The sequence below is a fragment of the Microbacterium sp. ZOR0019 genome (assembly GCF_000800925.1).
GTDB lineage: Bacteria > Actinomycetota > Actinomycetes > Actinomycetales > Microbacteriaceae > Microbacterium > Microbacterium aurugineum.
In genome coordinates, this window is sequence record NZ_JRKC01000077.1 from 43,452 (window position 1) to 62,604 (window position 19,153).

At 68.4% G+C, this 19,153-nt stretch carries 19 protein-coding genes and 1 tRNA gene; 15 read left to right on the plus strand and 5 right to left on the minus strand.

The annotated features are described in order from the left end of the window. Positions 1–15 precede the first annotated feature (15 nt). Positions 16–1,086: a hypothetical protein gene (locus L978_RS15705; RefSeq protein WP_047524215.1), complete on the minus strand. Its 1,071-nt coding sequence runs from the start codon at positions 1,084–1,086 to the stop codon at positions 16–18. Between the two features lie 116 nt (positions 1,087–1,202). Here L978_RS15705 and L978_RS15710 point away from each other — a divergent pair, with 116 nt between their 5' ends. Further along, positions 1,203–2,588: an ATP-dependent DNA helicase gene (locus L978_RS15710; protein WP_047524258.1), complete on the plus strand. Its 1,386-nt coding sequence runs from the start codon at positions 1,203–1,205 to the stop codon at positions 2,586–2,588. Positions 2,589–2,599: 11 nt separating this feature from the next. On the opposite strand, the gene L978_RS15715 is transcribed toward L978_RS15710, so the two are convergent. Beyond that, positions 2,600–3,247 carry a biliverdin-producing heme oxygenase gene (locus L978_RS15715; RefSeq protein WP_047524216.1) on the minus strand — a complete coding sequence of 216 codons (648 nt, stop codon included), beginning with the start codon at positions 3,245–3,247 and terminating at the stop codon, positions 2,600–2,602. 81 nt (positions 3,248–3,328) lie between these two features. Continuing rightward, positions 3,329–3,640 carry a DUF2470 domain-containing protein gene (locus tag L978_RS19165; protein WP_047524217.1) on the minus strand — a complete coding sequence of 104 codons (312 nt, stop codon included), beginning with the start codon at positions 3,638–3,640 and terminating at the stop codon, positions 3,329–3,331. A gap of 97 nt (positions 3,641–3,737) precedes the next feature. Here L978_RS19165 and L978_RS15725 point away from each other — a divergent pair, with 97 nt between their 5' ends. The 4 genes from L978_RS15725 (at position 3,738) to L978_RS15740 (ending at position 7,325) form a co-directional block, all read left to right on the plus strand. After that, complete coding sequence (locus L978_RS15725) at positions 3,738–5,027, plus strand: serine hydrolase domain-containing protein (RefSeq protein ID WP_047524218.1); 1,290 nt, start codon at positions 3,738–3,740, stop codon at positions 5,025–5,027. Between the two features lie 95 nt (positions 5,028–5,122). Next, the gene (locus L978_RS15730) at positions 5,123–5,698 is read left to right on the plus strand and encodes an isochorismatase family protein (RefSeq protein WP_047524219.1); all 576 of its coding nucleotides are present in this window, start codon (positions 5,123–5,125) and stop codon (positions 5,696–5,698) included. A gap of 160 nt (positions 5,699–5,858) precedes the next feature. After that, positions 5,859–6,680: a sugar nucleotide-binding protein gene (locus L978_RS15735; RefSeq protein WP_047524220.1), complete on the plus strand. Its 822-nt coding sequence runs from the start codon at positions 5,859–5,861 to the stop codon at positions 6,678–6,680. 9 nt (positions 6,681–6,689) lie between these two features. Then, positions 6,690–7,325: a DUF1684 domain-containing protein gene (locus L978_RS15740; protein ID WP_047524221.1), complete on the plus strand. Its 636-nt coding sequence runs from the start codon at positions 6,690–6,692 to the stop codon at positions 7,323–7,325. A gap of 20 nt (positions 7,326–7,345) precedes the next feature. Here the strand turns inward: L978_RS15740 and L978_RS15745 are convergent, their stop codons facing one another. Next, positions 7,346–8,350 (minus strand): LacI family DNA-binding transcriptional regulator, encoded by a 1,005-nt coding sequence (locus L978_RS15745; RefSeq protein WP_047524222.1) that lies wholly within the window; start codon positions 8,348–8,350, stop codon positions 7,346–7,348. Between the two features lie 160 nt (positions 8,351–8,510). On the opposite strand from L978_RS15745, the gene L978_RS15750 reads away from it, so the two are divergent. The 10 genes from L978_RS15750 to L978_RS18820 all read left to right on the plus strand — a co-directional run bounded on the left by L978_RS15750 (position 8,511) and on the right by L978_RS18820 (position 18,974). Continuing rightward, entirely contained in the window at positions 8,511–10,037 is a 1,527-nt protein-coding gene (locus tag L978_RS15750; RefSeq protein ID WP_047524223.1) for a sugar ABC transporter ATP-binding protein, read from the plus strand. A gap of 23 nt (positions 10,038–10,060) precedes the next feature. Continuing rightward, positions 10,061–11,053 (plus strand): ABC transporter permease, encoded by a 993-nt coding sequence (locus tag L978_RS15755; protein WP_047524259.1) that lies wholly within the window; start codon positions 10,061–10,063, stop codon positions 11,051–11,053. Then, the gene (locus tag L978_RS15760; protein WP_047524224.1) at positions 11,050–12,105 is read left to right on the plus strand and encodes an ABC transporter permease; all 1,056 of its coding nucleotides are present in this window, start codon (positions 11,050–11,052) and stop codon (positions 12,103–12,105) included. Before L978_RS15755 ends, L978_RS15760 begins: the two co-directional genes overlap by 4 nt. A gap of 43 nt (positions 12,106–12,148) precedes the next feature. Further along, entirely contained in the window at positions 12,149–13,180 is a 1,032-nt protein-coding gene (rhaS, locus tag L978_RS15765; RefSeq protein WP_047524225.1) for a rhamnose ABC transporter substrate-binding protein, read from the plus strand. Between the two features lie 57 nt (positions 13,181–13,237). Continuing rightward, positions 13,238–13,600: an L-rhamnose mutarotase gene (locus L978_RS15770; protein ID WP_047524226.1), complete on the plus strand. Its 363-nt coding sequence runs from the start codon at positions 13,238–13,240 to the stop codon at positions 13,598–13,600. Continuing rightward, positions 13,597–14,763, plus strand: coding sequence for an L-rhamnose isomerase (gene rhaI / locus L978_RS15775; protein WP_047524227.1), 1,167 nt, complete (start codon positions 13,597–13,599; stop codon positions 14,761–14,763). The genes L978_RS15770 and rhaI overlap by 4 nt, the downstream gene beginning before the upstream one ends. A 53-nt stretch (positions 14,764–14,816) precedes the next feature. Continuing rightward, positions 14,817–16,853 carry a bifunctional rhamnulose-1-phosphate aldolase/short-chain dehydrogenase gene (locus tag L978_RS15780; RefSeq protein WP_047524228.1) on the plus strand — a complete coding sequence of 679 codons (2,037 nt, stop codon included), beginning with the start codon at positions 14,817–14,819 and terminating at the stop codon, positions 16,851–16,853. Then, positions 16,850–18,265 (plus strand): rhamnulokinase, encoded by a 1,416-nt coding sequence (locus L978_RS15785; protein ID WP_047524229.1) that lies wholly within the window; start codon positions 16,850–16,852, stop codon positions 18,263–18,265. The genes L978_RS15780 and L978_RS15785 overlap by 4 nt, the downstream gene beginning before the upstream one ends. Positions 18,266–18,422: 157 nt before the next feature. Further along, positions 18,423–18,698, plus strand: a complete 276-nt coding sequence (locus L978_RS15790; protein WP_227991843.1) for a hypothetical protein — start codon at positions 18,423–18,425, stop codon at positions 18,696–18,698. A 114-nt stretch (positions 18,699–18,812) separates the two neighbouring features. After that, positions 18,813–18,974 carry a hypothetical protein gene (locus tag L978_RS18820; protein WP_153243117.1) on the plus strand — a complete coding sequence of 54 codons (162 nt, stop codon included), beginning with the start codon at positions 18,813–18,815 and terminating at the stop codon, positions 18,972–18,974. A gap of 43 nt (positions 18,975–19,017) precedes the next feature. Here L978_RS18820 and L978_RS15795 read toward each other — a convergent pair. Continuing rightward, a tRNA-Gly gene (locus L978_RS15795) sits at positions 19,018–19,091 on the minus strand. Positions 19,092–19,153 lie beyond the last annotated feature (62 nt).

Consider the following 19,153-nt stretch of genomic DNA (forward strand, 5'->3'; position numbering starts at 1 on the left):
CCGCGGGTGAATCCGTCAGTCGACGGGAGGTTCGCCCGGTGAGCCGATCTTGATGGACGCGGAACCGTCGGGCAGGATCGCGATGGTTCCGTTGAGCTGGAACGGCACGTCTTCCGATACGGGGTCGATGGAGCCGTCGAAGAGCGACTGGATCTCGACTTCGACGTGCGCGACGGCATCGGTCGTGGGAATCTGCCACTGTCCGCCGTCGGGCGTGACCGTGACCTGAGGCTGCGTCGCGATGGACCACTTCGGCGGCGACGAGATGCGGTCCGTGACCCGCAGGCCGAACGGGCAGGCGGTCGGCAGGAGCACGTCCTGCGTGGTGCACGCGGTGAGGAACTCCTCGACCCGCTGCTGCACGACCTCGACGAATTCGTCTGTCGGCGTGGTCTGCACATCGAGCGGCGTGACGGCGAGCGGGGTGTCCGCGAGCACACCGTGTCCGGAGGCCGTCGCGATCGGGGTGTCCACCGTCACGGCGTACAGTCCCGGGGTGAACACGAGCAGCGGCAGCGGTTCGATCGCGTCGGCCTCGGTGCCCGCTGCGGACACCTGCCGTCGGTCGACCTCGAAGCCGTTCACGGCGAACTGATCCACGCCGCGGACCGTGAGCTCGACGACGGCCAGCGGACTCTCCGCGAAGCGCCAGTTCGGGGTGACGCCCGCCCAGCCGTCCTGTTCGATCAGGAAGGTGCTGGTGCCGGCGTGACCGCTCGCCTCGTAGCTCACCGTGACGGCGGTGCCGCCTTCGGCCTGCTCCTCCGACTCCACCTTCACATCGGTCAGCGGTGCGAGTGCGGCGCGGCGCAGCATGGCCTCGGACGCGGCCGGGTCGATGCCGGACTCCTCGAGGATCTCGCGGTCGATCGCGACGCCGGGCACCCGTAGTGCGTCTGCGGCGCGGCCGGAGGAGAGCAGGTCGAGGTAGCGGGTCACGAACGCGGACGGGCCGTAGAACTGCTGGTACAGCGTGGCACCTCCGGCGCCGATCGCTGCGACGAGCATGAGCCCGACCACCACGAGCATCGCGAGATCGACGCCCAGGCGTGACCGCCGGGGCGCGCTCGACCTGGCCCGCTCCATGGCGCCAGTCTAGGAGTGCGTCCTGGGGGGACGCCGAGCGTCGGCGGCCGGGCGCGGATGCCGGGACATAGCATGGGAGGCGCCCCGTATTCCGCCCACTGCCCCCTGTGAGTGCCGTGTCCCTTCCCGCCCTGTCCGAGGAGCAGCAAGAGCTGTTCCGGCTCATCGAGGACACCGGCGAGCACGTCTTCATCACCGGTCGCGCCGGCACCGGGAAGTCGACGTTGCTGCAGCACTTCGCCTGGAACACGAAGAAGCAGATCGCCATCTGCGCTCCGACGGGCGTCGCGGCGCTCAACGTCGAGGGCCAGACGATCCACTCCCTCTTCCGTCTGCCGATCGGTCTGATCGGCGACGCCGACATCGACCAGAACGACGCGACCCGGCGCATCCTGAACGCCATCGAGACGCTGGTGATCGACGAGATCTCGATGGTCAACGCCGACCTGATGGACGCGATCGATCGCTCCCTGCGCCAGGCCAGGGGGCGCAGGGGGGAGCCCTTCGGCGGTGTCCAGGTCGTCATGTTCGGTGACCCCTACCAGCTCGCTCCCGTCCCACCCCGCGGCGACGAGGCCCGCTACGTCCAGGACCACTACCGCTCGTTCTGGTTCTTCGACGCCAAGGTCTGGGCGGGGGGATCGGGGCTCTCGGACCAGGAGGGGCTGTTCCAGGTCGACACCCGTGCTGAACTGCACGTGCGGGAACTGGTGCAGATCCACCGGCAGTCCGACGACGGCTTCAAATCGATGCTCAACGCCGTGCGCTACGGCCGCGTCACGGCGGAGATCGCGGGGGTGCTGAACACGCAGGGACGACGCACGCCCCCGGAGCCGGAGCCGGGCGAGGTGCCCATGATCACCCTCGCGACGCGCAACGACATCGTGAACAAGATCAACAGCCAGCACCTGAATGCGCTGCCCGGCAAGGAGCAGACCGCGCGGGCCGAGGTGAGCGGCGACTTCGGACGCGGTGAAGCCGCCCTGCCCGCCGAGAGCGAACTGAAGCTGAAGGTCGGGGCGCAGGTGATGTTCCTGCGCAACGACACCGCCATGTCCGGCGAGCCGCCGCGCTGGGTGAACGGCACCATCGGCACGGTGACGCGCATCCTCGGCAGCGCTGTGCGTGTCGACATCGACGGCGAGGAGGTCGACGTCGAGCCCGCCGTGTGGGAGCGTTTCCGCTACGCCTACGACCAGAACACCAAGAAGCTCACCCGCGACGTGGTCGCCGAATTCACCCAGTTCCCGCTGCGTCTCGCCTGGGCGGTCACGATCCACAAGTCGCAGGGCAAGACGTACGAGCGGGCGATCATCGACCTCGGATCCGGGGCTTTCGCGCCGGGGCAGACGTACGTGGCGCTGAGTCGACTGACGTCCCTGGACGGCCTGTACCTGTCACGCGACCTGCGGCCACGCGACATCCGGGTGGACGAAGACGTGCGCCGGTTCATGCGCGACGCCTGGCTGGCGGCGTCGACGCCCGAGCTGCCGAAGACCTGACGGAAGAGGGATCAGGCGGCGGCGCGGGCCCGGTCGAGATCCTCGAAGAGCTCGGTGTTGAATCGATAGGCGAGGAGCACCTCGTCGATCACACGCTCACGCTCCGCGTCGTCCCACGGGGCGGCGTCGAGCTGCTCGCGGTAGACGTCCTTGAATGCGGACGGGTCGGCGATGTCGTCGAACAGGTAGAACCCGATGCCGTTCGTCTCGAAGCCGAACCGACGGGCCATCACCCGGCCGATGAAGATCCCGCCGGAGAGGTCGCCGAGATAGCGGGTGTAGTGGTGGGCGATGAAGCCGCCCGCCCACGTGGCGCCCACCTGGCGGATGCGCTCGACGTAGCGCACGGTGGTGGGCAGCGGCACGATCTGCTCGCGCCAGTCGCCACCGAGCAGGAACTCCAGGTCGGCTTCCAGCGCGGGGAGTCGCGTGAGCTTGTCGCTGAGGAAGACCGCCGCCACCGGATCCTGTCGCATGCGCTCGGCGGCTCCTTCGAGCGCTTCGTAGATGAAGTAGTGCTGCGCGACGAGGGAGATGTAGTCCTCGCGTGAGCCCTCGCCCTTCAGGAGGTCGGACATGAAGCCGGCGGTCTCGCTGCGGGAGTGCGATCCCGACGAGCGCTCGCGCAGGGCGGCGGAGAAGGAGAGGATCTCGGGCATGTGCCTAGTGTAAGGGTTGCCTTACCTCGGGCGGTAGTGGCGGTGCCGAGTCAGACGGGCGATGGGCCGCGTCCGAGTCGTTCAGGCGTGCGGACGGGGCTCTATCCCGAGGCGCGCGCAGGCCTCGTCGTAGAGCGCCACGACCTCGCGGCGCACAGCGGGGCGATCCGTGATGGGTCCGCCGGGCCACGGGACGCGCAGTTCGGAGGGTTCGCCGTCGACGGTGATCTCCCAGACGCCGCCGTCGCCGTCGAATCCGGTCATCACGGAGGCGGTGACGTCGGCGGAGCCCTCGGCGAAGGCGCGGGCGATCAAGAGGTTGTCATCGGTGTGGTCACCGTTCATGTGGCGCAGGACAGCGGCGATCACGTCGGCATCGAAGAAGTGGGGCACGTTTCTCACCCTATGTGCGCGCAAAGGCGCCCGGCGCGATGCCGTCTTTCAGGAAGGGCGTTCTAGACTCGGGAGATACATCCTCGGGGGTTCCTTCATGCAGCTTCTCTCGTCGCGCCGTTGGCGTGCCGCTGCGGCCAGTGCGGCCGCGCTCGCTCTCGTCCTCACCGGATGCTCATCCGAGGATTCCTTCAGCTACACGCCACCGGCTCAGGTCGACGGCGCTCTGCCCGATGACACGGTCGCTTCGATGCAGGCCGCGGTCGACAATGCGCTCGTCGCTTCCGGGGCCACCGGGGCGATCGTCGGGGTCTGGGTGCCGTGGAGCGGCAGCTGGGTCACCGCCGTCGGCACGCAGGACCGTGACGGCGGTGGAGAGGTCTCCACCGACATGTCCTTCCGCATCGCCGACGTGACGCGTCTGATGGCGTGCGACGTGCTCTACGCCCTCGCCGATGAGGGAACGCTCGAACTCGATGCGAACGTCGCCGACTACGTCTCCGGGGTCGCTGACATGCGGGAACAGGGTGTCACGCTCCTCGACCTGTGCAACGGCACCAGCGGCGCCGGTTCGTCCGAGCCGACCACCAAGAGCGCTCTGTTGAACACACCGGACCGCATCTGGGCGCCGCTGGAGCTCGCGGGCTACGGACTGGCGCGCCCTCGTGTCGACCCGGGCACCACCTTCCGCGATTCGGATGCGGGGTATCTCCTGCTCGGCCTCGCCCTCGAGCGCGCCACCGGGATGACCGCGTCCGAGCTGATCGCCGAGTACGTCACCGACCCGCTCGAGCTCACGGCCACGTCGCTCCCCGGCCCCGCTCCGGCTGCTCCCGGTGACGACCCGATGAAGGGGCACTTCCTCCCCGCGGTCGAGGGTGGATTCACCTGCGCCGCCCCCAACGACATCACCACGATCTCGTCGAGCTCGGGATTCACCGATTCCGGCGCCGTCTCGACCATCGACGACCTCGGTCGCTACATCCAGGCCGAAGCCCGCGACGCGCTGCGTGGTGCCGACGCTGAGCCGGCGCGCTTCGGCTCCCCGCTGCCGGCCGCGGAAGACGGTCCTTCCTGGTACCAGGCCACCGGTGGCGCCTATCTCGTGGGGTCGATGATCGGCCAGCACGGCTGGGTCCCCGGCTATGCCACATCGGCGTACTCCGACCCGGCGACCGGGTTCACCGTCGCCGTCGTGCTGAACGACTCGACGGCGGGGTCGCGCTTCGCGCAGCAGCTCTCGTGGGAACTCGCGGCGATCGCCTCGAAGGCGCCGGCTGCGTCCGGGCAGACCGCGCCGGAGTTCGGGCTCCCCTTCACCGCGGAGCAGTACCACCAGTCCATCACGGACGCTGCCATCACCTGCGTCGAGCCGCCTGCGGAGTGACCACCGCCGCACGAGGGTGACACTGGCGGAAACCGTTCGGTCGTTGTCCGTGCAGCGGCTTGGCGCGGGGGCGGATCCCGGCGAGCATGGGGCGCATGGCCTCTTCCGACACCGTCCTGCTCGTCATCGACGCGCAGGAGTCCTTCCGTGCTCGCGCCGACGACTGGGCGGAGACCGCCAACCCCGCCGTGCTCGACAACATCGCCCTCCTGGTCGCCGACGCCCGCGGGCGTGGTGAGCGGGTGGTGTGGATCACTCATTCCGAGCCCGGCTCCGGCGGCGTGTTCGACCCCGCGCAGGGGTTCGTGCGGGTGATCGACGAGCTCGGTCCCCTCGACTCGGAGGATGCGGTCACCAAGACCACGATCAACTCCTTCCTCTCGACGGATCTCGACGAGCGGTTGCGGAGCGCCGGCGTGCGACGGGTCGTCATCTGCGGCATCCGGACCGAGCAATGCTGCGAGACGACCGCTCGTGCGGCCGCTGATCTCGGCTACGAGGTGGACTTCGTGACGGACGCGACGACCACCTCCGCGATCCCGGCTTCGGGGCCGTTGGCCGCGGTCTCGGGCGAGGACATCATGCGCCGCACCGAGAGCATCCTCGCCGCTCGCGGATTCGCGACGATCATCCGCACGAGCGATCGCACGGGGATTGCGGCCGCTCGCTGAGGAGGACGTGCGTCGGATCGGTCGCGTGCACCGTGGTCACGCCCATCCGGTACGGTAGTGGCCCTACGTGAACCGACTCGCGCGACGACGATTTCGGAGGGTCTCCATTGCAGCACGATCGCCGCGGACTGCCCGCGATCGCCGTTCGCTGGGCAGCCCCATGACCCCGGTACCTCGTCGCACGCTCCTCGTCGGATACGGGAAGCTCGGCGCGCGACTCGCCGCACGTCTCCTCGCCGACGACGGCGAGGTCTTCGCCCTGCGGCGGAGCACCGGCTCCCTGCCGGCGGGCGTGATCGGACTCTCCGCCGATCCGTCCCATCCGCTCGATTCGCCCCTTCCGGTCGTCGACGCGATGGTGATCACGCTGCCGCCCAGCGGCGTGAGTTCGGGGTACCGCACCGCGTTGACGAACCTGAGGGCCGCACTGCCCGTGCTGCCGGCGCGCACCGTGTTCGTGTCGTCGACGGGAGTGTTCGAGGGAGCTGCGGCAGATCATCCGTTGACCGAACAGGATGTCCCCGCACCGACGAGTGCGCGATCCCAGGAGCTGTACGACGGTGAGCAGGCGGCCGTGGCGCTGTTCTCCGCCGTGATCGTGCGCCCCGCGGGGATCTACGGGCCGGGTCGGGAGTTCCTCCTGCGGAAGGTGCGCGAGGGCGCTGCCGTCGACCACGCCCGGCGCACGAATCGGATCCATGAGGTCGATCTGGTGCGGACGCTCGAGCTGCTGGTGCGGATGGAGGATCCGCCGCCGCTCTTGCACGCGGTGGACGAGCGGCCCGCACCTCTCGCCGAGGTCGTCGCGTTCATCGCCGGGAAGCTGGGCGTGGACGTGCCGCCGGATGTGGCGTCCGGCGGTCCGAGCGGGGTCGTCTATGACGGGACGCTGCTGCGATCCGTGCTGGGCCACCTCGAGTACCCGACCTTCGAAGCGGGATACGCCGAGATGATCGCCGAGGACGCGATGCCGCGCCCGTAGCCTGGGGGGATGACGAACACACTCGCACGGACGGCTGCCGAGGTCGTCGACTGGCGCCGCCGCGTCTTCGCTCTCTACGCCGCCGTGCGTCTCTCCGATTCGCCGGAGGATGCGCATGAGCTGTGGCGGATCGAACGGGATGAGCTCATGCTGCATCATCCGGCGACGCCGCTGCTCGCCGAGGATCGTTCTGCGTTCGAGGGGTTGCCGATCGCCTCGTACGACCCGGAGTGGCGCTTCGAGTTGCCGGTCCTCCCCGCCGACCCCGGCGGCTTCGACTTCGCGACCGGCACCGACGGCGTCGTGCCTTTCGAGCGCGTGGGTCGCGTCGAGATCCCGGACGCCGGATCACTCGATGTCTGGTGGCTCAGGTCCTACGGCGGTGGGCTGTTCATCCCGGTGCGCGACGCTCTCGCGGGGCGCCCGGGCGGCACCTACGGCGGTGGCCGCTATCTGGTCGACACGATCAAGGGAGCCGACCTCGGATCCGATGCCGAGCGCGGGACGATCGTGCTCGACTTCAACTTCGCCTACAACCCGTCCTGCGCCTATGACCCCGCCTGGGCCTGCCCGCTCGCGCAACCCGGCAACGTGATGGCGGTGCCGATCCCGGCCGGGGAGATGTACGGGGTCGACAGCACCTGATCCCTCGCTTCCGACGTCGCTCAGGCCGGTCGCGCGGTCGACTCGCGCACGACGAGCTCCGGCTGGAACACCACGCGCTCGGGATCGGACTTCCCGCCTGCCTCGCGCAGCATCAGGTCGACGGCCGTGTAGCCGATCAGCTCGGCGGGCTGGCGGATCGACGAGAGCGGGACGACGGCCGCCGCGGCGAAGTCGATGTCGTCGTATCCGATCAGGGCGATCTCGTCGGGGACCCGGATGCTGCTCCGCATCATGAGCGCCTGCAGCACGCCCATCGCGAGCAGGTCGTTCGCGGCGAAGACGGCATCGGGACGGTCCTCCGGCGCACGGGCACTGAGGGCGTCGCCCGCGGCACGACCGGCGAGCACGCTCAGGGAATCGGTCAGGATGACTTCGAGCGAGACTCCGGCCTCGTTGGCCGCTCGGCTGGCTCCCTCGAGACGGTCGACCACCTGGCGGATGCCCATCGGCCCGCCGACGAAGGCGATGCGTCGTCGCCCCTGGGCCGCGAGGTGCTGCACGGCGAGGTAGCCGCCGCCGACATCGTCGACGGAGACCGACGAGAAGCTCTCGTCGGCGACTTCGCGGTCGACGAGCACCACGGTCGTGCCTCGGTCACGCAGGCGGCGCAGACGCGGGAGGTCGTCGGCGAGGGGGGAGATGAGGAGACCGGCGATGCGCTGCTCCTCGAACAGGTCGATATAGGCGCGCTCGCGCTCGGCCTTCTCATCGCTGTTGCCGAGCATGACCGTCATCCTGGCCTCGGCCGCGCGTTCCTCCGCGCCCCGGGCGATGTCGGTGAAGAAGGGGTTGCGCACATCGAGCACGACGAGGCCGATCGAGCGGCTGTGGCCTGCTCTGAGCTGCCGGGCCGCATCGTTGCGCACGAAGCCGAGTTTCTCGATGGCGGCCGTGACGCGTTCCACCGTGGCGGGGGAGACCTTGTCCGGATGGTTCAGCACATTCGAGACGGTCCCGACGGAGACGGATGCGGCGAGAGCGACATCTCGAACACTGACGACCACGGCGTCTTCCTTCCCGCGGGACCGCGAAACCTGTCCCTGAAACGTACCATCGACCATCCCATGACTTGACAGCAGGTCACCGAGGGTCGTAACTTACAGATGCGCCATCCTTTAAAACGATTCAATCCGCAGGGATGATCCTGCAGTTTAGGTCCGATCAATGACGATTCCCTCTGGAGCTCCCGGCTCTCCGCCGGCGCTCGAACTCCGCGACATCCGAAAGTCCTTCGGTGCGGTGGTCGCTCTCCGTTCCGGGACTCTCTCCGTCGACGGCGGATCCATCCACGCGTTGGTCGGCGAGAACGGTGCGGGCAAGTCGACCCTCGTGAAGATCGTCGCAGGGCTCTACCAGCGCGACGACGGGATCTTCCGTTTCCATGGCGAAGACGTGGACTTCACGTCGACCGCGCAGTCCAAGAGCGCGGGCGTCGCCGTGATCTACCAGGAGCCGACGCTCTTCCCCGACCTGTCCGTCACCGAGAACATCTTCATGGGTCGTCAGCCCACGGGGCGCTTCGGGCGCATCGACCGCAGGGCCATGCGGCACGAGGTCGAGCGCCTCTTCACTCGACTCGGTGTGACGATCGATCCCGATCGTCCGGCGGAAGGTCTGTCGATCGCCGACCAGCAGGTCATCGAGATCGCCAAGGCCGTCTCCCTCGATGCGAGTCTGCTGGTCATGGATGAGCCCACGGCCGCGCTGTCCGGTGTCGAGGTCGAGCGCCTCTTCACGATCGCGCGCAGTCTTCGCGACGAGGGCCGCGCGCTCATCTTCATCTCGCACCGCTTCGACGAGGTGTTCGCGCTCTGCGACACCGTCACGGTCATGCGCGACGGTGCCTACATCGCCACCAGCGCGATCGCCGACACCTCGGTCGAGGAGATCGTGCACCAGATGGTCGGCCGCGAGGTGACCGAGTTGTTTCCCAAGCAGGAGACCACCGTCGGCGCCCCGCTGCTCGAGGTCGAGAACCTCACCAGCCCCGGTGTCTTCCACGACATCTCCTTCACCGTGCGCGCAGGGGAGATCGTGGGCCTGGCCGGTCTGGTCGGCGCGGGGCGCAGCGAGGTGGCTCGTGCCGTCTTCGGGGTCGACCCCTACCGCGAGGGCGCCGTCACGATGCAGAGCGTGCCCATCCCGCGTGGTCGTCCCACCGACGCCATGCGCGCCGGCCTCGCGCTCGTGCCGGAAGACCGCCGCAAGCAAGGTCTCGTGATCGAATCGGGCGTCGGCGGCAACATCACCCTCTCGATCCGCCGCCAGCTCGCGAAGCTGGGGTTCCTCACCACCGGAATGGAGAACCGTGCCGCCCGGGAGTGGGCGGCCAGGCTCGAGGTCAAGACGCACGCCCTCGACACCGTCGCCGCCACACTCTCCGGCGGCAATCAGCAGAAGGTCGTCCTCGCGAAGTGGCTCGCCACGCAGCCGAAGGTCCTCATCATCGACGAACCCACCCGTGGGATCGACGTCGGCACCAAATCCGAGGTGCACCGGCTGCTCTCCGAGCTCGCAGGGCAGGGCATGGGAATCCTCATGATCTCGTCCGAGCTTCCGGAGGTACTGGGAATGGCCGACCGCGTCCTCGTCATGCGCGAGGGGCGCATCACCGCAGAGATCGCCCGCTCGGAGGCCACTTCCGAGAACGTCATGTACGCCGCGACGCACGCATCGGAGCTCTCCTCGTGACTACCGCAATCCCCGTCTCCTCGATGACGAAGAGGCTCTCCGCGCTCGGCCGGGCGCGGGAGTTCGGAATCCTCCTCGCCCTGGCGCTCGTGATCGTGGCGGCCACGACGAACAACTCGAACTTCCTGTTCAGCCCTGACGGGTGGCGCGACCTGCTGCTCACGCCGTCGATCCTCGTGCTCGTCGCGGTCGGGCAGGCGATCGTCCTCATCACGCGCAACGTCGACCTCTCGGTCGGCTCGGTCATGGGACTCACCGCCTACCTCACCGGTCGCCTGTTCATCGACGTCCCCGGCATTCCGATCGTGATCGTCGTGGTGGCCGCGGTCGTGTTCGGCGCCCTCCTCGGACTCATCAACGGCGCCCTGGTCGCCTTCGCCAAGGTGCCGGCGATGGTGATCACCCTCGGTACGCTCTACGCCTACCGCGGCATCAACGTGCTGTGGACCGGAAGTGACCGGGTGAACGCCTCGGACATGCCGAAGGACTTCCTGGCGCTCGGCACCGGGCAGCTCGTCGGCATCCCGATCCTCACGATCGTGGCCCTCATCGTCCTGGCCGCGGCCGCCTGGTACATGAAGAACACACGCGGTGGCCGCGAGTACTACGCGATCGGCTCGGATCCGGCAGCAGCGGAGTTGTACGGCCTCCGCGTCACGCGCCGCGTGCTGACCGCCTTCGTCGTCTCCGGTGCTCTCGCGGGTCTCGCCGGAGTGTTCTACGCCGCCCGCTACGGCACCATCAACTCGCAGGCCGGAGCCGGGTGGGAGCTCGATGCGGTCGGGGCGGCCGTGATCGGTGGCGTCGCGATCACGGGCGGCATCGGCTCGGTGTGGGGCGCGGCGATCGGTGCGGTGCTCCTGCTCACGATCAACCGGGCTCTCCCCATCCTCGGCATCCCCGACTTCTGGCAGCGCGCCGTCGTCGGCCTCCTGATCATCGGCGCGATCGTGCTCGACCGCGTCCTCGCCGTCCGGCAGAAACGACGGCTCATCGAAGCGAGGGACCAGTCATGACCGCCGCGACCACGACGACCACGACCACCCGGATCATCCGAGACTTCGACAAGCCGCTCTGGCGTCGTGTCCTCCTCACCAGGGAGATGGCGATCGTCGCCCTGCTCCTCCTCGTCGTCATCGTCTCCGCGAGCACGGTCCGCGGCTTCGGTCAGCCGATCACGCTCACCTACCTGCTCCTCGACATCGCCCCGATCCTGTTGATCGCCCTTCCGATGACGCTCGTGATGATCACCGGCGAGATCGACCTGTCGGTGGGCAGCATGGTCGGCCTCTCCAGCGTCGTCACCGGCGCGTTGGTCCAGGGTGGGATCCCCTTCGAAGTCGCGGCCCTCGCTGCGCTGCTCGTGGGTCTGGTCGGCGGAGCCTTCAACGGGTTCCTCGTGACCGTGGTCGGGCTGCCGTCGCTCGCCGTCACGATCGGAACGCTCGCGCTGTTCCGCGGCCTCGCGGTCGGCCTCCTCGGCACGGCGGCAGTCACCGAGTTCCCGGAGTTCTGGACCGACCTCGCCAAGGCGAAGATCGCGGGCACGACGGTTCCGGTGGTCATGATCCCGTTCCTGATCCTGCTGGTGGCGTTCATCCTGTTGCTGCACTACACGCCTTTCGGACGTGGCGTGTACGCGATCGGCCTGGCGAAGGATGCCGCTCGATTCTCCGGCGTGCACGTGGAGCGGACGAAGTTCATCCTCTTCGCGCTCTCCGGACTGGTCGCCGCGTTCGCCGGGGTGTTCTACACGCTCCGCTACGGCAGCGCCCGCGGTGACAACGCCACCGGCCTGGAGCTGCAGGTGATCGCCGCGGTCGTCCTCGGCGGCGTGTCGGTGTTCGGCGGGCGGGGCAAGATCTACGGGGTCGTCGCCGCCGCGCTCCTCATCGGCTCGCTGGCCAGTGCGCTGCGTCTGATGAACGTGACCTCCGATGTGATCAACATCATCACCGGCGCCCTGCTGATCGTCTCGGTCGTGGCCGCGAGCTTCCTCGCCTGGCTGCAGAAGGCCCGGCGCAGACCAGGGCGTTCGACCACCGGCGCCACCTCCACAGCTTCATGACGCCGACGCCGCACTCGCGGCACCTCACGAAAGGAACAGAACAATGATGTTTGCACGCAAGCGTGTGACCGCGGTCGCCGCCCTCGCGGTGGCCGCAGCGGTCGCCCTCTCCGGATGCGCGAGCACCGGCGGTGACGACGGCGGCGACAGCGGCGGCGACGGCAACCTCGCCATCACCTTCCTGCCCAAGAACCTCGGAAACCCCTACTTCGACACGTCGAGCAAGGGGGGCAAGGCGGCCGTCGAGGAGTTCGGCGGCACCTTCGCCGAGGTCGGACCGGCCGAGGCCACTCCCGACGCACAGGTCAGCTACATCAACACGGCCACCCAGCAGGGCGTCGGAGCGCTCGTCGTCTCGGCGAACGACCCGAAGGCGATCTGCGACGCGCTGAACGAGGCACGCGACGCCGGCGTGAAGGTCGTCACCTTCGACTCCGACACCAACCCGGAGTGCCGCGATGTCTTCATCAACCAGGCGGACTCCGAGGGCATCGCGAAGGTCCAGGTCGACCAGATCGCCGAGCAGATCGGCGGCGCCGGAGAGATCGCGATCCTCTCCGCCTCGGCGAACGCGACGAACCAGAACGCCTGGATCGACCTGATGGAGGACTACCTCGCCAGCGACTACCCCGACATCACCCTCGTCGAGACCGTCTATGGTGACGACGACGACCAGACGTCGTTCGACAAGACCGCGGCGCTGCTGCAGACGCACCCCGATTTGAAGGGGATCATCTCGCCCACGACGGTCGGCATCGCCGCGGCGGCCCGCTACCTGTCCACCTCGGACTACAAGGGCAAGGTCTCGCTGACCGGTCTCGGCACCCCGAACCAGATGCGCGAGTACGTCGAGGACGGCACTGTCACGTCGTTCGCGCTGTGGAACCCGGAAGACCTCGGCTATCTGGCGGCCTTCGCGGCCCAGGCGCTCATCGAGGGCGACATCACGGGTGAGAAGGGTGACACCTTCACCGCAGGCGACCTCGGCGAGTACACGGTCGGAGACGACGGCGTCGTGCTGCTCGGCGACCCGTTCGTGTTCGACGCCGACAACATCGGTGAGTTCGACTTCTGATGATCATCGAACGCCCGGTCGGCAGGGTGTCGACCGGGCGTTCACAGAAAGGCAGGGATGATGCGCGTGTGCGTGAAGCTCCAGGTGCGACCCGAGCTTCTGGAGGAGTATCGCGAGCGTCATGCGCCCGTGTGGCCGGAGATGCTCGCCGAGATCGCGGCGGCCGGACGCCGCAACTACTCGCTCTTCCTCGCGCCCGACGGTGAACTCATCGGCTACTACGAGACCGACGACGACGACGCGGCTCAGGCGTATCTTGCCGCGTCGCCCATCGCCGCCCGGTGGGAGGCCGAGATGGCCCGCTTCTTCGTCGGTCTCGACGGCAGGCCGGACCAGGCCGCTCCCACACTTCCCGAGGTGTTCCACCTCGAGGACCAGCTCCCCACCTCCGGTCTCCACAACGAAAGCAGTACATCGTGAGCATCCTCTCCCCTGAAAACCTCGCCGTCCTCGAGAAGCAGGGCATCGAGCTCCCCAGCTGGGCGTTCGGCAACTCCGGTACCCGGTTCAAGGTCTTCGGCACCCCCGGCACCCCGCGTGACCCCTGGGAGAAGATCGCCGATGCCGCGCAGGTCAACCAGTACACGGCACTCGCCCCCGCCGTCGCGCTGCACATCCCGTGGGATGTGGTCGACTCGTACTCCGACCTGCGCACGTATGCCGAGGACCTGGGCGTGGCGCTCGGCACCGTCAACTCGAACACCTTCCAGGACGACGACTACAAGTTCGGTGCCCTCACGCACGAGGACGCCGCGATCCGTCGGAAGGCTGTCGACCACCACCTGGCCTGCATCGACGTGATGGACGCGACCGGGAGCCGCGACCTCAAGATCTGGCTCGCCGAGGGGTCGAACTACCCCGGCCAGGCCGACCTGCGCGGGCGCCAGGACCGACTGCAGGATTCGCTGCAGAAGATCTACGACCGTCTCGGAGACGACCAGCGGCTCGTGCTGGAGTACAAGTTCTTCGAGCCCGCGTTTTACCACACCGATGTTCCGGACTGGGGCACGTCGTACGCCCAGGTGAGCGCCCTCGGCGACAAGGCGATGGTGTGCCTCGACACCGGGCATCACGCTCCCGGCACGAACATCGAGTTCATCGTGATGCAGCTGCTGCGTCTCGGCAAGCTCGGGTCGTTCGACTTCAACTCGCGCTTCTACGCCGACGACGACCTGATCGTGGGCGCGGCCGACCCGTTCCAGCTCTTCCGCATCCTCTTCGAGGTCGTGCGCGGCGGCGGTCTGAACAACCCGGACGTGGCGTTCATGCTCGACCAGTGCCACAACGTCGAGGACAAGATCCCCGGTCAGATCCGCTCGGTGCTCAATGTGCAGGAGATGACCGCACGCGCGCTGCTCGTCGACCGGGAAGCGTTGACCGCCGCGCAGAAGTCGGGCGACGTGCTGGCCGCGAACGCCGTGTTCATGGATGCGTTCTACACCGACGTGCGCCCTGCCCTGGCCGAGTGGCGGGAGTCCCGCGGGCTCGCCGCCGACCCGATGGCCGCCTACCTCGCCTCGGGATACACGCAGAAGATCGCGGCCGACCGTGTGGGCGGCGTCCAGGCCGGCTGGGGCGCCTGAGCTCCGGCCTTCGACCCTTCGATCTTCGACCCTTCTCCCAAGGAACGACTCACATGACGAATCCGACCGCCTCCGAACTCCTCGCGCGGAGCAACCGCCTCGGCGCCGATCCGAAGAACACGAACTATGCCGGCGGCAATACGTCCGCGAAGGGCAACGGGATCGATCCCGTGACCGGGCAGCCCGTCGAACTGCTGTGGGTGAAGGGCTCGGGCGGTGACCTGGGCACGCTCACCGAGAACGGCCTCGCGGTGCTGCGCCTGGACCGGATGCGTGCGCTCGTCGGCGTGTACCCGGGCATCGAGCGTGAAGACGAGATGGTGGCCGCATTCGACTACTGCCTGCACGGCAAGGGCGGAGCCGCTCCCTCGATCGACACCGCCATGCACGGCCTCGTCGACGCCGCGCACGTGGACCATCTGCACCCCGACTCCGGCATCGCGATCGCGACGGCCGCCGACGGTGAAGCGCTGACCCGGACGATCTTCGGGGAGAAAGTCGTCTGGGTGCCCTGGCGTCGCCCCGGCTTCCAGCTCGGCCTCGACATCGCCGAGATCAAGGCGGCGAACCCGCAGGCGATCGGATGCATCCTCGGCGGGCACGGCATCACGGCCTGGGGTGACACCTCCGACGAGGCCGAGGCGAACTCGCTGTGGATCATCGACACTGCAGCCTCGTACATCGCGGAGAACGGCGAGGCCGATCCGTTCGGCGGTGTCCGCTCCGGTTTCGAGCCTCTGCCCGAGGGACAGCGTCGTGAACGCGCCGCCGCGCTCGCCGGGACGATCCGTGGGATCGCCTCGACGGACCGTCCGATGGTGGGCCACTTCACCGATGCCCCGGAGGTGCTCGAGTTCCTCGCCTCCGAGAAGGCGCCGTCCCTCGCCGCGCTGGGCACGAGCTGCCCCGATCATTTCCTGCGCACCAAGGTCAAGCCGCTCCTCCTCGACCTGCCGATCACGGCGTCCGTCGAGGAGCAGATCGCCCGTCTGCACGAGCTTCACGCGGAGTACCGCGCCGACTACCAGGCGTATTACGACGCGCACGCGACGGCGGATTCTCCGGCGATCCGCGGTGCCGATCCGCTCATCGTGCTCGTCCCCGGTGTGGGAATGTTCTCGTACGGCGCGAACAAGCAGACCGCTCGTGTCGCCGGCGAGTTCTACGTGAACGCGATCAACGTGATGCGCGGTTCCGAGGCGCTGTCGACCTACTCTCCGATCTCGGATGCTGAGAAGTTCCGTATCGAGTACTGGGCGCTGGAAGAGGCCAAGCTGCAGCGGATGCCGAAGCCGAAGTCGCATCAGGGCCGCATCGCCTTCGTCACCGGCGCCGCCTCCGGGATCGGCAAGGCCATCGCCACCCGCCTCGCGGCTGAAGGTGCGTGTGTCGTCATCGCCGACCTCGACCTCGCCAAGGCCCAGGCCGCGGCGGCCGAGCTCGGGAGCACCGATGTCGCGATCGGCGTCGCTGCGAACGTCGCGGACGCCGACGCGATCCAGGCTGCGCTGAACGATGCGGTGCTCGCGTTCGGTGGCGTCGACCTCATCGTCAACAACGCCGGACTGTCGCTCTCGAAGCCTCTGCTGGAGACGACCGAGAAGGACTGGGATCTGCAGCACGACGTCATGGCGAAGGGGTCTTTCCTCGTGTCGAAGGCCGCCGCGCGCGTGCTCATCGATCAGAAGCTCGGTGGCGACATCGTCTACATCTCGTCGAAGAACTCGGTCTTCGCCGGCCCGAACAACATCGCCTACTCCGCCACGAAGGCCGACCAGGCCCATCAGGTCCGCCTGCTCGCGGTCGAGCTCGGCGAGTACGGGATCCGTGTGAACGGGATCAACCCCGACGGCGTCGTGCGTGGCTCGGGCATCTTCGCCTCCGGGTGGGGCGCGAACCGCGCCGCGACCTACGGCGTCGCCGAGGAAGACCTCGGGCAGTTCTACGCGAACCGCACGATCCTCAAGCGCGAGGTCGTCCCCGAGAACGTCGCGGACGCGGTCTACGTGCTCACCGGCCCGGAGCTCAGTCGCACCACGGGTCTGCACATCCCCGTCGACTCCGGCGTCGCCGCGGCGTTCCTGCGATGAGCGTGCGCGCCGTCGCGGCCGTCGATCTCGGTGCGACCAGCGGCCGGGTCATGATCGGGCGCGTCGGCGACGGCAGGCTCGACCTCGAGCTCGTCTCGCGGTTCCCCCACGGACCCGTCGAGCGCGCCGACGGGCTGCACTGGGATTTCGGCGCCCTTTACGAGAACGTGCTCGAGGGGTTGGCGGAGGCCGTGCGACGCGAGCCGGCGATCGAGAGCATCGGCATCGACTCGTGGGCCGTGGACTACGGTCTGATCGCGGGCGGGGAGCTTCTCGCTGAGCCCTTCCACTACCGCGATGAGCGCACCGCGGGCGGCGTCGGCGAGGTGCACGGGAGTATCCCGTTCCCCGAGCTCTACACACGCAACGGACTGCAGTTCCTGCCCTTCAACACGCTCTACCAGTACCGGATCGACGAGAGGGTCGCGGATGCCGACACCGCGCTCCTCATCCCCGACCTGATCGCGTTCCTGCTCACAGGTGTTCGCGCCGCCGAGCGTACGAACGCCTCGACGACCGGGCTGCTCGGAGTGGGTGACGGCGAGTGGGACGTCGACCTCGCAACGCGCATCGGCATCCCGACCCGCGTCCTGCCTCCGCTTCTCGACCCCGGCGCGCTGATCGGATCGCTCCGCCCGGAACTCGCCGAGCGGATCGGCAGGACCCTCCCCGTGATCGCGGTCGGCTCACACGACACCGCCTCTGCCGTGGTCGCGGTCCCTCTGAGCTCGCCGTCCGCCGCTTACATCTCGTGCGGCACGTGGGGCCTCGTCGGTCTGGAGCTGACCGAGCCCGTGCTGACGGAGGCCGCGCGCAAGGCGAACTTCACTCACGAGCGCGGCGTCGACGGTCGATACCGCTTCCTGCGCAACGTCACCGGCCTATGGCTGCTGAGCGAGAGCGTGCGCGCGTGGGAGGCGGAGGATGGTGCCTCGGTAGACCTGTCGGAGCTGCTCGTGGGGGCGTCCGCGGTCTCGCAGGAGGTGCCGCTCTTCGATGCGAACGCCCCGTCCCTCAGCGCGCCCGGTGACATGCCGTCTCGCATCGCCGCGCTGATCCGGGAGGCGGGGGCGGCTGTCCCCGCGAGTCGTGCAGCGTTCGCGCGCAGCATCGTGGAGAGCATCGCCGCGGCGTTCGCCGAGACGGTTCGGACGGCATCCACACTGTCGGGGCGAGAGGTCGACGTGATCCATCTCGTGGGGGGCGGATCACTCAACGCGCTCCTGTGCCAGGCGACGGCCGACCGCGCCGGCCTCCCCGTGCTCGCCGGCCCCGTCGAGGCGACCGCCCTCGGGAACGTGCTCGTGCAGTGGCGGGCTCTGGAGGGCGTGGACATCGAGCTGGAAGAGCTGCGCGCGCTGGTCGCCGCGACCCATCCGGTCCGCCGGTTCGACCCGGTCGTCCGCGCTTGAGGAGCAGCCCGGCGGATCCTAAAATAGGGGTGAATTCCGGCGGGCTGAAGGGCGCCCGTCGACCCATCGGGCAGGGTTCCGATCCCTGGTCGCAGGGTCGTGCGTTCCTCTCGGTCACCGCCTTTGGCTGATTGATTGGAGTGTTGCGATGTTCACGATGCCCGATCCCCGATTCGAGCTCCGCAAGATCACCGAGACCGAGTGGTTGATCCTCGACCACCGCTACGAGTCGAACGATTCCCGGCGCACCGTCGCGTGCGTGTACCAGTTGGATGCGGTCGAGGTGGACGTGCTGTGGCTGCGAGACCTTCCGCTCGCCACCTCGTACATGTCGGCGGCCGACGTGCTGGAAGACGTCCAGCGCTTCCACGCCCCTGCGCGCGACCGCAGGCCGGTGGCGATCCCGCACCGGCCGCCGCTCGCCACCGCCTGAGCACGGCCTGGCGAGGCGGATTGTCGCGCCTCGCCAGGCCGCGTGTCAACGGGGAGTCGGCGACGGCCTGCGAGAGCAAGACTGGCGCCACCGCTGATGCGATTGGAGACTGCGATGTCAGACCCGCAGATGTACCCGGACGAGGAGCGCGAAGTCGAGGCCGAAGGCATCGACCCGGACATCCCCTCGACCGACGACGATCGAGTCGTTCCCGAGGATGAGGAAGACCAGGAGCGCGACGAGGACGACGACATCGATCTCGCTGACCTGCCGTAGCGGTCGAGGGTTCGACGTCCGGAGTCGCTCTGGAAGTCACAAGTGGAGGGGCTGACGGGAATCGAACCCGCGCTGTCTGCTTGGGAAGCAGAAGTTCTACCATTGAACTACAGCCCCGTACCCGCATCCGAGGAGCAGGTGAAGGCCAGCCTACCTGCACGCCGCCCGATGGCCAAAGC

Excerpts from the sequence above, each read along its gene's own strand:
- L978_RS15705 (WP_047524215.1), bottom strand. The coding sequence starts at position 1,086 with ATGGAGCGGGCCAGGTCGAGCGCGCCCCGGCGGTCACGCCTGGGCGTC.
- L978_RS15715 (WP_047524216.1), bottom strand. The coding sequence starts at position 3,247 with ATGCCCGAGATCCTCTCCTTCTCCGCCGCCCTGCGCGAGCGCTCGTCG.
- L978_RS15725 (WP_047524218.1), top strand. The coding sequence starts at position 3,738 with ATGCAGCTTCTCTCGTCGCGCCGTTGGCGTGCCGCTGCGGCCAGTGCG.
- L978_RS15730 (WP_047524219.1), top strand. The coding sequence starts at position 5,123 with ATGGCCTCTTCCGACACCGTCCTGCTCGTCATCGACGCGCAGGAGTCC.
- L978_RS15735 (WP_047524220.1), top strand. The coding sequence starts at position 5,859 with ATGACCCCGGTACCTCGTCGCACGCTCCTCGTCGGATACGGGAAGCTC.
- L978_RS15740 (WP_047524221.1), top strand. The coding sequence starts at position 6,690 with ATGACGAACACACTCGCACGGACGGCTGCCGAGGTCGTCGACTGGCGC.
- L978_RS15750 (WP_047524223.1), top strand. The coding sequence starts at position 8,511 with ATGACGATTCCCTCTGGAGCTCCCGGCTCTCCGCCGGCGCTCGAACTC.
- L978_RS15755 (WP_047524259.1), top strand. The coding sequence starts at position 10,061 with ATGACGAAGAGGCTCTCCGCGCTCGGCCGGGCGCGGGAGTTCGGAATC.
- L978_RS15760 (WP_047524224.1), top strand. The coding sequence starts at position 11,050 with ATGACCGCCGCGACCACGACGACCACGACCACCCGGATCATCCGAGAC.
- rhaS (WP_047524225.1), top strand. The coding sequence starts at position 12,149 with ATGATGTTTGCACGCAAGCGTGTGACCGCGGTCGCCGCCCTCGCGGTG.
- L978_RS15770 (WP_047524226.1), top strand. The coding sequence starts at position 13,238 with ATGATGCGCGTGTGCGTGAAGCTCCAGGTGCGACCCGAGCTTCTGGAG.
- L978_RS15780 (WP_047524228.1), top strand. The coding sequence starts at position 14,817 with ATGACGAATCCGACCGCCTCCGAACTCCTCGCGCGGAGCAACCGCCTC.
- L978_RS15785 (WP_047524229.1), top strand. The coding sequence starts at position 16,850 with ATGAGCGTGCGCGCCGTCGCGGCCGTCGATCTCGGTGCGACCAGCGGC.
- L978_RS15790 (WP_227991843.1), top strand. The coding sequence starts at position 18,423 with ATGCCCGATCCCCGATTCGAGCTCCGCAAGATCACCGAGACCGAGTGG.
- L978_RS18820 (WP_153243117.1), top strand. The coding sequence starts at position 18,813 with ATGTCAGACCCGCAGATGTACCCGGACGAGGAGCGCGAAGTCGAGGCC.